The 12,342-nt window shown below is 41.8% G+C and carries 6 protein-coding genes; 5 read left to right on the forward strand and 1 reads right to left on the reverse strand.

The window, feature by feature from the left end; all coding sequences use genetic code 11:
* From ABIE50_RS17270 to ABIE50_RS17290, 5 genes are all read left to right on the forward strand, one after another.
* On the forward strand, window positions 1–1,479 hold the full coding sequence (locus ABIE50_RS17270) for a hypothetical protein (protein WP_209857553.1): 1,479 nt from the start codon (window positions 1–3) through the stop codon (window positions 1,477–1,479).
* 18 nt (window positions 1,480–1,497) lie between these two features.
* The gene (locus ABIE50_RS17275; RefSeq protein WP_209857554.1) at window positions 1,498–2,016 is read left to right on the forward strand and encodes a hypothetical protein; all 519 of its coding nucleotides are present in this window, start codon (window positions 1,498–1,500) and stop codon (window positions 2,014–2,016) included.
* Between the two features lie 1,127 nt (window positions 2,017–3,143).
* Complete coding sequence (locus tag ABIE50_RS17280; protein ID WP_142686800.1) at window positions 3,144–3,938, forward strand: SDR family oxidoreductase; 795 nt, start codon at window positions 3,144–3,146, stop codon at window positions 3,936–3,938.
* Between the two features lie 25 nt (window positions 3,939–3,963).
* Window positions 3,964–4,377, forward strand: a complete 414-nt coding sequence (locus ABIE50_RS17285) for a GlcG/HbpS family heme-binding protein (protein ID WP_209857555.1) — start codon at window positions 3,964–3,966, stop codon at window positions 4,375–4,377.
* A 1,091-nt stretch (window positions 4,378–5,468) separates the two neighbouring features.
* On the forward strand, window positions 5,469–9,707 hold the full coding sequence (locus ABIE50_RS17290; protein WP_209857556.1) for a type I polyketide synthase: 4,239 nt from the start codon (window positions 5,469–5,471) through the stop codon (window positions 9,705–9,707).
* Between the two features lie 67 nt (window positions 9,708–9,774).
* On the opposite strand, the gene ABIE50_RS17295 is transcribed toward ABIE50_RS17290, so the two are convergent.
* Window positions 9,775–12,309 carry a phosphocholine-specific phospholipase C gene (locus ABIE50_RS17295; RefSeq protein ID WP_209857557.1) on the reverse strand — a complete coding sequence of 845 codons (2,535 nt, stop codon included), beginning with the start codon at window positions 12,307–12,309 and terminating at the stop codon, window positions 9,775–9,777.
* Window positions 12,310–12,342: the final 33 nt, after the last annotated feature.

A 12,342-nucleotide genomic window follows, 5' to 3' on the forward strand; every position in this document is an offset into this window, starting at 1 on the left:
ATGACACACCAAATTCGTGTGCGGGTGGGAGAACAAGACGGTCACGTTTGTGCTTTTTATGACACCCAAATCAGACACTTTTTCCTCGTTTGTGACACACCAAAATTTTATATCACACCGGCAGTTGGCAAAGAAACTCTTTCTTGTAAAAAAGATCACACTCACTCAAAAAATGATGATCAAGACGAAAAGATTTCGGCAATAAAACAAGAATTTGCCAAACATGATTTTAGCAAAAGTCTTTCAAATCGTTTTAATGATTCAATAATTATTAATTGGTCAGCAGATTGGGAGCAAGTATCTGCTAAAAAAGGTAAGGATAATGCAGTTTATTACTTCATTCCTCTTTTGCCAAGCCTGTCATCACAGGCAGGGCAAACTAGTAAATATAAAATAAACGTTATTGGATTTCAGCAATTCATCATTGCTACGGAAGACATTAATAAAGGCGTTCGATTTTTCAAAGGTAGATACATACTACAATCAGGTAGTTCACCCAATAACACATCAAATATTAACAGATCTGCTGTAATAAATTACTCACGCTTTACCGGGAAATTATTTTTGGACGATTTTTCAGGTAAAACCCATATTATTAATTATTACAATGGGGAAAAAAAGAAAGTAAAAGTTCAAACAGAGAATGCACGAATTATTTGCGACCAGGAGTGTACATGGACAATGTGGTGTGACAGAGGTCCTTGGGTAACGGTTACTTATGGATACGGTGGAGGCAATTGCCCATCTCCAGAGTCCGGACCGGAAGTAGCATATGATTGCCTCACTAGTGGTGGTGGTTCAAGTGGTTGGGAATTACAATATTCATATTTAGTTAATTGTACCAATATTGATGACCCCATTGATCCTCCAACACCTCCAGGACCTGGAGGCGGTGGAATCGGAACTGGTACTAGTGCTGTTCGTGATATTTCAAATAAATTAAAAACACCATGTTTTAGTAATGTATTCTCAGAAGTACAATCTAAAACCTTGCAAAATACAATCAGTAAAATGCTTAATAGACTATTTGGAAGCACAGAATTCCTAAATTTGGAAATAGGGGAAGGCGTATTGAAACAAGGAGTAGAAGGAGATACAGGAGGCTCAATTAACTCAGGGGGATATAAAATTGTTCAAGTTACTTTAAATACCAATGAGCTTAAAAATGCCTCAAAAGAATATATTGCTATAACTATTCTCCATGAGGTTGTTCATGGCTTTTTCAAGGCAGAGAATAAAAACCCGTTAATAGATGATCATAATGAAATGGGATCATTCTATATCCAATACATGGCAGAAGCCTTAAAAGAGTTATATCCAACTATCTCACATGATGATGCAATTGCTTTGTCTTGGGGTGGAATTCAGGAGTCTTATGGGTGGTCTGAGTTAGTTCGGAAGACTCCAGCTGCTGCTATTTCTATTGCTGATACCAATAAAAAATATAAAACTGGTATATCGGGTACGAATTGTAAATAATTTAAATCGGAGATTCTTATGAAAAGATTTTGCATTTCAATCTTATTATTTTGCCTCAGTATAACAGTAGTAACTGCTCAAGAAAAAGAGAAATTGTACCGAGCAGAATTTGATACTTTAGCTAAAGAAACAATGCGCAATTTCAGAATTCCTAGAAGTGTTGCAGAGTCCTGTAAATCTTCCGCAGTTTCATATATTGTTAAAATAGAGAGAAAATCAAACAAAAACAAAGCTATAAAGAAGGACTTTCAGTTCTCCAAAAATTTCCCGGTAGAGCTTAAAGATAAAATATTAAACAATCTTGTGGTTTTTGAATCCATAAAATGGGAAAATTTTTTCCCCAGTACAAAAAGTAATGGCACTTACTCATTTCTTGTGCCAATGGTTTATCATTCAGATGCCAAATGTTTTGAAAAAATAAATTCTGTGGAGTTTGCGGATATTGTCAATACCGGACTGTCTTTTGATGAAATACCACAACAACCATTATATCTTCTTAAACCCTTATTAATTACAGTATTCAAACCAATACAATAGGTCAAATATATCATACAAGGCTGTTAAAAGACAAACTATAAAATGTATTGTGTAAAACTCAGTACTCACGAAATTATAGTTGGCCAAATACAAAGCCCAGGATACACCTCTTGGGCTTTTCCGCATGGCGGCAAAGACAATTGGAATGCGCATATATTGAGAGCCTGAATTTAGAACGAAGGCAACTTTACAAATAAATTTCCGAGCCTTCTTAATATGTATATTTGAGAACAGTTTAAATCCGGTAAAAGGCGCTTAATATATATTTCTTTTGGCATCACGCTAAACTATTCATTTGGCTGCGATCAAATAATTGACATAAAGAACGATGATTTGGAATAGTTGCGATTTAATCTGATGGTTTATGGGTTAATGAATAAGTGTGGTTACTTAAAATTAACCCATAAACCATCAGATTAAATCGCAACTATTCCATATAATACAACCATTTTCTACTTGTAAGCTTTTGCCACAAATTGATACGGCGGCGCTTTATTCAGACAACAATGATATTATTTCAACTGGGATTGAGATTTTAAGATATTCCGGTTGGTATGCGTCATTTTGGCGCTGAAATATTATTTTGTACATTTATTCACGACAGAGAGAATGTCCCGGTATATGTGGTACTAAAACGTTTTTTTGCGTTGATACGCAATTGACACACTTCGATCGCAATATATTGATATCCAGTTAGTTGAAATTTCAGTTCTGGGCACGGAAAGCCCCTGTAAATCTTGATTACAGGGGCTTTTCTTTTGATCAACCCCAATTGTCGCCGATATTTTGCCTCACAGCCGGCACACAGTTCAGCATACAAAAGACCAGTTGTAAAAAAAAAGAATAAAGCAGCGCTGGCAATCGTATATACAAAAAAGTCCCAACTATAGCAGAGCGCTGTCTCGTTCTCTAAACGAATCATACTGGTCAATTTCTTTGTGTGGTTCCCACGAAAATACGGAACTGAAAAAAGGTCAAGAGCTTCAATAATTAGATTATTTACATTCGGGCGCCCGATAAATTAAACTAGTATAATGGTATTTTATTCGACCGGGTATAAATTGAGGAAAATTTATTTGCAGGGAAACAGAAGCTTGTTAAAAGTCATGGTTGCAAGTTAAAATCAAATGAAAAAAAAGAGAATTTTAATTACCGGGGCTGGTAGTGGACTGGGCAAAGCAACCGCTTTGCAGTTAGCAAGAAATGGGCATGACGTGATTGCGTGTGTAGAGTTATTATCCCAGGTTACAGCGTTGAGAAAAGATGCTGAAAAGAATAAGGTTGAGCTAACAGTAGAACAAATTAATATTTTAGATCCAACGGACCGCCAGTTCGCATGGACATTTGAAGATATAGATGTGTTGTACAATAATGCGGGAATTTCGGAAGCCGGAGCAATATCTGAAATTCCTTTGTCTTTTGTGCGCAAGGTTTTTGAAACAAATGTATTTGCAAATCTGGAGTTTACGCAAGGCTTTATTAAAAGTATGGTTAAACGCAGAAAAGGCAAGATCATCTTTGTTTCTTCTGTTGCAGGCTTTATTGGAGGGCCTTTAACCGGGGCTTACGTAGCCTCAAAGCACGCACTGGAAGGGATTGCAACAGTGATGTCAGATGAGTTGGCTCCTTTTGGGATCCAGGTTGCCACCGTTAACCCGGGACCTTTTGACACAGGATTTAATGACAGGATGATGGAAACCATCAAAAAATGGTACGATCCGAAAGTGAATTTTATTGATCAAACCAAAGCTGCATTTCCATTTGAGCAATTTGATCCGCAGGAAATGATTGATAAAATGGTAGAAATAGCCGAAAACGATGGAGGTTTGTATCGTAATATTTGTCCGGAAGAGTTCATTGATTTAGTAAAAGAAGCTCAGGCGGATGCCTGGACCAGGAGACAAAACGAACAGTTATCATAATTTATCACGGTAATGCATATAATAAATGTTGGACCATTTTAGGGCAGAGAACTTATTCCGGGTTTTACAAATCGTTGTTTGCAAGGCGGAACGCATCCAGGTTCCGGTATCCGTCTGTATAACAGATGCTTCGGGATTGTCTTTGGCCTTTTTAAGAATGGAGGGCGCCAAACCTATTAGCGTTGAATTAGCGCCTAAGAAGGCCTATACAGCCGCCATGTTTAAAATGGCCACAAAAGATTTAGGGGGGATTGCACAACCGGAAGACGCCTTCTTCCAGATGGGAATGAGGCTTGGAGGAAAGATTGTGACCTTTGGTGGCGGAGTTCCCCTGCTCTATGACAACAATTTGATCGGCGCCATTGGAGTGAGTGGCGGCAGCGCAGACCAGGATCATGAAATCGCCCAGGCAGCTACTGATGTATTTCTGAAACTGTAAAACAGGGCATATTCCTGTACATCCTCGCTGGTTCATTAAATCCTGTGATCTGTTTTGCTTACATCGCTCAAAGCAAGTTGTTTTTATGAAAGCCTGTTTGAGAACCAATAATAATTAACCCACAACCCCTATTACATCTTAAAGATTTTGTCTTCAGAGAAAAGCCGGTTAAAGCATTTGCAAATCCCGATATATTTGGTGAATTTAATAGATCTGAAAGCCTACTCAGTGATCCCGAGACAAATCCCAGGCAATTTGGGACCATCTATATTGATTTGAATCAAGACAGTTTATCAGGGAAGCCAAAAGAAATTATTGCTACTGCTATTTATCACGAAATAATTCACGGAATGCCCCGGAAGATGGACGTGCACCAGATAGTTATCTTACAGGAATCTATGATTTCAATAATACGAAATATGACTTAAGTTCAGCTGTTTTTGTGCCTCCCATTTTCATGAGTGCTTCGAATAAAAAAATAGATGAGAGTCAACGACTAGACACTACCGATATCCGTAAGACATTGTTACACCCCCAAATTACACTTTAATTTAAAGAGGGCGAGTCTACCTCATTTTTCTAATTTTAATTGCTAAGCGCAAAATACTTTGTGGCAGATGGAGGAATGACCAAAGTGTATTCACTTATTTATTCGACTCCGCTTTCTTTATTTTCGTTAGCCGGCAAATAAAAAAACTTCAGATATTTCCATTAATTTCTCATGAGGCGTCAACCCTTGTAGTGATGCATATGGACGATTATAGAAATCTTGTTATTCCGGTAACTTAGGAGCAGTGTGGGGATTCCGTTCCTTCCGGGAGTTGTACAGTAGAATTCTGATTTATCCGTTAGTTGTGAACGTTCTGCTTTTCCATTTAAGTGCAGCCTTCCAGGCTTAATCGGCCTGAATTTTATAAAATGAACCTGGAACCGGCCATAAAAAAACGTCCCACAATCAGACGATTGCTCTGAATCAGTTTTAATTATTTTTAATGAAAAAGTGAGAATTTAAATATTAATTTTATTATCTTAATCTCAGATTTTTTAGTTTGCGCACTTAGCGGAATAACCCTCAACGAAATAACTATTTTATGTTACCCGAAACGAGCCCTCAACTCAACCAATCCGGTCCCTATTATGCTAATACCATTGCAATTGTAGGTGTATCCTGTCGTTTTCCTGAAGCACCTACAGTACAGGACTTCTGGGAATTATTGCGACAGGGAAAAGATACTGTTACACGTATTCGTCCGGAACGCTGGAATTTATGGGATTACTATGATCCCTCTCCACTCGCGGTCAATAAAACCCATCAACGCGATGCATCCATGCTGCAGGATATCCATGATTTTGATCCTTTATTCTTCAATATTTCCCCTGTGGAAGCTGCCGAAATGCATCCTTCCCAGAAACTCATATTGGAGCTTGTCTGGGAAGCTATTGAAAGCTCAAACATACCTTTCAGAAAGATACAGGGCCGACACATAGGGGTTTATACAGGCGATATCTGGAGTGATTTTGAGCATTACCGAAAGCAAAAAAATGTTCCTGTTACGCCGCATTCGGCGCAGGGAATGTCTGCCAACATCATTGCTAACAGGGTCTCCTATGCATATGGGTTTACCGGGCCCAGTATGTCAGTTGATACAGGTTGTTCGTCCTCAATGACGGCCCTTCACCTGGCTTGCCGGAGCTTACTGCATGAGCATGTAGAAATGGCCATTGCCGCCGGGGTAAACCATTTAATGGCCCCTGACCAATCTGTGTTACTTTCAAAATTTGGCGCATTATCTGTAAAAGGCAGATGCAGTGCATTTGACAGTGAAGCGGACGGTTTTGTACGTGGAGAAGGGGGTGGGGTATTGTTACTGAAAAAATTATCGCAGGCTGAAAAAGACGGCGACAGGATATATGCCCTTATACGTGGAACAGCTATCAATAACAACGGATATAATGTCAACCTGCCGGCTACCAGTATTGCCGGCCAGAAACAGGTACTGGCACTTGCCTATAAGCAATGCGGTATTGAGCCGCATGAGGTGCACTATGTAGAAGCACATGGAACCGGTACAAGGGTAGGCGATCCTGTTGAAGCCAGGGCGCTGGGGGAATTTTTTAATACCAGCAAAAGAAAGCGCAAACTTAGCATCGGATCTGTAAAAACAAATATAGGCCACCTGGAAGGCGCAGCAGGTATAGCAGGAGTGATAAAGGTGGTGCTCTCAATGCAGCACAGGTTGCTGCCTGCCAATCTTCATTACAAGACACCCAACCCCGATATTCCTTTTGAAGCACTTCAACTTTCTGTACAAAATCAGCTAACTCCCTGGCCGGTAAATGGCAGGGAAACCCTGAAGGCCGGCGTCAATTCGTTTGGATGGGGAGGTGCTAATGCCCATGCCGTTTTGGAAGAATACAGAGTAGGAGATGACCAACGCAGCAATCTGCCCGAACGCAGCCGGTATTGTCTTCCGCTTTCCGGCAGATCAGCTGCAGGGCTCAGGGAGTATGCCAAAACGTATGTTAATATTCTTAAAGAGGCTACAGAAAGCACTTTCAAAGAAATATGCATAGCAACTGCCATCTTAAAACCAGCATTCGAATACCGGAAATTATTCACTGCAAACAGCAGGGATGGACTTATTGGGGCACTTGAAAGTTTTATCCGGGACACAGATGAGATAATACCGCATATGCCAGGCTCAAATGATTACAAGGTGGTAATGGTATTCCCCGGACAGGGTTCTCAATGGCCGGGCATGGGATGCGGGTTGTTTTTGCAGGAGCAGGTATTCAGGGAAACACTGGAAGAGTGCGACCATGCCTTTATGCCTTATTCAGGATGGAGCCTGATACAGGAGTTGCATGCTTCCCGGGAATCTAACCGTATGCAGCATATTGATGTTATTCAACCTTTACTTTGCGCTATACAAATTGCGCTGGCAAAACTCTGGATGTCCTGGGGAATCAGGCCTGAGGCTATAACAGGACATAGTATGGGAGAAGTTGCTGCGGCATACATTGCCGGAGCCTTAACGCTTGACCAGGCGGCGCGTATTATCTGTACCCGTAGTTCCTTGATGAAAAAGGCAAGCGGAGCGGGAAGCGGGATGATCGTGACGGAGTTATCAGTTGAAGAAGCAAACAGATTGATAGCAGAAAAATACCCGGCGTTGAGCGTTGCAGTCTGCAATAGCCCTAAATCCACCATATTGGCAGGCGATCTGCCGGCCATTGAGGAATTGAACACGGAGCTGGACAGCAAGGGTATCTTCGCCCGCCCCGTAAAAGTGGACGTAGCCTCACACAGCAAACAGATGGACCCATTCAAACCTGATCTGGAAAAGGCACTGGAAGATATGAAACCTCTCCCAAATCATATTCCCCTTTTCTCTACTGTCAGAAGTAAAATGATCAGTGGAAAAGAAATGGACTCAGGCTATTGGGCAGATAACCTTCGTAACCCGGTGCAGTTCACTGCAGCGATGGAATATCTCATGAAGGAAGGTCATTCGGTATTTATTGAAGTAAGCCCTCACCCGGTATTGCTGAATGCTATAAATGAATGTGCAGAGGCGTTCGAAGCACAGGCCATACCGGTAGCTACAACCTATCGTGAAAAGCCTGAGCAGGACTCCATTTATAGGAGCCTCGGAGAATTATATGAAAGAGGATATGATATGGATTGGAAACTATTTTATCACACCTCCAAAGCGCCGCTTGTAAAGTTGCCGGGGTATCCTTTCCAAAGGGATTGTTTTGATATAACGTACAAGCCAAAATCCGCAGGAGAGAATGACATACTACCGGAAGAATCTGACTTCCTGCGCCACTTCGGGACACTTAATTCAGTTAAAGAAAAAAGAGATTTACTGGAACGGCTGGTAATACAATATACCGCTGGTAATATCAAACTCCCATCGGACAGGATCAAGCCATATATGACATTTAAAGGACTAGGACAGGACTCACTAATGGGTATCCGGTTAAAGAACCGCCTGGAAAAAAAACTGCATATTAAACTACCTGCCACCGTCTTCTGGACGCACCCAACTATAACAGCATTTGTTTCCCTGTTGATAGGAATACTGGAAGAAAACCATGGGAAGGATCAAACTGTTTTCTCCGGGGAAACCACGGAAATTAAGCAGGAGGATCCTACGCGCTGGTTTGTTATCCCCAGGCCACAACCCGAAAGCACCAACCGCTTGTTCTGTTTTCATGACGCCGGAGGTGATGCTTCCCTTTTCAGTGGCTGGGAACGTCAGCTGGGAAATGATTTTGAGGTGGTGGCTATAGAGTTACCAGGGCGGGGCAGAAGGCTAATGGAGGCCGCTGCGTCAGATATTCACCTGTTGATCAGGGAAATGATGCCTCTGCTTATTCCGCTCCTGGATAAACCTTTCCTGTTTTTCGGCCATAGTCTTGGAGGATTGCTGGCATTTGAAACAGCAAGAGCGCTACATAAAGCGGGGCTTCCATTACCCAGGAAATTATTTATATCTGCTATGCCGGGGCCTTCAAACTATCCTTTCAGGGAGGTGGAATACAACTGTAGTGAAGATAGGCTTACCAGCATATTTACAGATTTCGCTAAAGATCGGATCGGAGACGAAGAACTGTTCCAACTGCTGATAAAACGACTACGGGCCGATCTCCTGTTGTTCAATAATTATAACTATACACCCGAAATGCCCTTGCCTTTACCCCTCGTAATAATTCATGGAAAAGATGATGAACGGACTACGGGGAAGTGTATTGATGATTGGCATAGCGAAACATCTGTATCAATGAAAGTCATTTCAAGGCCGGGTGGACATCAGTATATCAGGGAGGACCTGCATTTTTTAGCTGCATTACTCCGGGAAGAGACGGGGACCCCAATTGGAGATAAGATCATTGGCACCTGGAAACTGATGTCATGGGTATATTTCAATGACAAAGGCCAGCCCATTCATTATTTGGGGGAAAATGTCACCGGTATACTGATGTATGACAAGAACGGCAATATGAATGCGCAGTTGACAAAAATGGAGCGGTCACCCTTCAGTTCAGTTTCACTCAATGATGGAAGTCCTGAAGATGCCCGGGCTGCTCTAAGCGATTATGTAGCTTATTACGGGAAATATTATGAAAACAGTCCCGGTGAATTAGTGCATGTTGTGGAAGGCAGTCTTTTGCCTAATTGGATAGGTAGTAAACAGGTAAGATATGGCAGATTGAAGAATGATCAATTGATTCTATCCACACCGCCTATTCCATCGAAGGATGGAGAATTGGTTTTTCATCTTACCTGGAGAAAGATGCTATCTACACATGAAGCCCATTAATATTATAGTAAAACGGGAGATCATCGGCATCAATAACGTAAGGATGTGGCCTGATAAGGCCACGTCCTCACGTTAAAGGCGGTTTTGTTGATCCATCCCAAAAGCCCATGTATGGGTCTGTATATCCGGGCAAGCCTCTCTCTACATGGCCGGTATAGCGCCTGTAGTATTTTTCATGGCCTGAAACCCTGACGGTGAAATCGTACCAACTCAGAGAGTTATCGAGCCTGACGGCCGTTGTGACAGACTTCATGCCCGTAGCGCCGTTGGCCGGAAGCGGCATTACAATGTCGGGTTGCCCATAAGCATTATCTGTAATAATAACGGTGCCGGATGTGTTATCGTTAATATCAACGCGTATTTCAACGTTACCGGTTAAAGTCCGGGCGTCCTGTAAAGCGTATTCGTATAAACAGGAAATAGCAATGTCCGGATCATTATTATCTCCGCCAAATTCTCTTGAAAAACCATTGGGACCGTATACAACGACGTGGTATACGTTATTCTTAAAAAGCATCAAAGGGAGAGTTTCTGTGAGTGTATCCCCGGCTTTCACTACATAGGATCTCGGTCTTGTTAAGCCGGTAGTGCTCCCCCAACCGTTCTTAAAGATCTCAAGCTCGTTACGGCCCCAATAAAGACTGAATGCAGCACCCCAGCAGGTATGGCCATATATTTCATTCCCCGCTTCAAAACTTACAACAACGGCATTAGCGTTTTTATCTACCTTTGCTTCAGAGAATAATTGATATAATAACCCATTGGCTGGCCGTATTCCCTGTTCCTGTTTGGGCAATAACTTATTATTCCGGATATCCTTCCTGATCGCTGCAACTTGATCAGAATTCAGCAAATTAGTGCACGGATCCACGCTGTGCTTTGCGTTCTTTATTTGTGTGAAAAAGCTTAGGTTGTCAACTAGTGGAGGAAGTGTTATCTTTTCGCCGTTGTACGGCCTGAACACAGACGTAATATCTCCGCAAACAGTTCGCCTGAATTGACTGATATTGTTACATTTGATATTACTATTGCCGGCTTTTGTATTTAGGAATTTTTCCAGGAACATTAAAGTGGAAGTATGATCAAGTACCTGTGAGTTCACCCAACCGCCACGGCTCCATGGCGACACTACCAACATAGGTACCCGGTACCCGAGGCCGATCGGACTCTCATATTCCTCTGCAAACTCTTCACTAACATCTATTCCGGATGAACAGCGCCCTGCTCCCTCAGTGGGAGCTACAGGGGGAGGCATGTGATCAAAGAAGCCATCATTCTCATCGAAGTTTATTATAAATATGGTCTTTTTCCAAACCTCGGCGTTTGAGGTTAGTATATCTAAAACTTCGGAAACGTACCAGGGACCATATTGAGGGGAAACCGGGTGATCCGAAAAAAACTCAGGCGCCACTAACCAGGATACCGTTGGCAATTCTCCTTTACTAACATCCTGTCTGAATTGATGAAGAATATCACCGGCAGGAACTGACATGGTTGTTCCATCATTCAGCGTAATTTCCTTAAGGGAATTATATAATGGATCATTAATATTTGTGGTAAATGCCCTGTTATGAATGTCCTTGTTGTATTGGGGCAAATCTTCCCACATGGTTGCTATAGCGTCCCAGGCTGCTCTGTTTTCTTCATTCAAACAAGGATAGAATTGTTTAAACGATTCCAATACATTGTCAGTAAAATTTGATAACCATTTTATCTTAAGGTCCTCTGTTTCGGTATAAACTTTCCCGAAAATATTACCCATCTGCTTAAAGGGCCCAAGAATCTGATTTAATATGTTTGTTACCCCCGGTTGTACAGGTTCTGATAAATCTCCCGAATTAAACCGCTCCAAAATAACAGGAAGTATTTTTTTAATGTCATCTGCCCGAAGATAATTTATAAAGGTTTGGTTCTGGTAGATTTTCCATGATATCCCATTATCCTGCAATACTTCCGGGAATGCCTGCCAGTTGCAGGTTCCGGGTATTAAGAATGAAGCATTATCCATATGACTCTTTGTATTCGGAAAAATATCATTCTTACCTGACAGCGTACCTGTCCAAAACATTGATCTGTTAGGGGATGTACCTGTCAGTGACGAGCAGAAATAATGATCGCATACCGTAAAGGCATCAGCCAGTGCATAGTAAAACGGGTGATCCTCCCGGGTGAAATACTGCATCGTTTTCGGCGTTTTCTCGTCTATCCACTTATCCATATACCCTAAATTTCTTGCTCCTACCTGATTCGCTGCTTCATGCGGACATCCTCCGGACCAGGTAACATTTGTGTTTTTGATATCGCATCTTGCCGGTGCATATGTTTCTCCCATCTTATTACTTTGCAACCAGATGGGGTTACCATTTTCCTGCCGCAGGAAGCGGGGATCATTGAATCCTCTCACCCCCTGAAGCGTACCCAGTAAATGATCAAATGACCGGTTTTCCTGCATTAAGAAAACGATATGCTCCGCATCCATAAAGGTGGTGCCAGGATCGGGATTGATGGCAAATGCTTTTTGAACCGCGCCGGGGAGGCTACCCAGGGCCAGGCCTCCGGATAAAGCCGTTAATTTTTTAATAAAATCGCGTCTGGATTCCATTTAGTGAACTTTTTACTATTAACATTCAATTTT

Origin of the sequence: Chitinophaga sp. OAE865 (assembly GCF_040546735.1) — a bacterium.
GTDB classification, from domain to species: Bacteria; Bacteroidota; Bacteroidia; order Chitinophagales; family Chitinophagaceae; genus Chitinophaga; species Chitinophaga polysaccharea_A.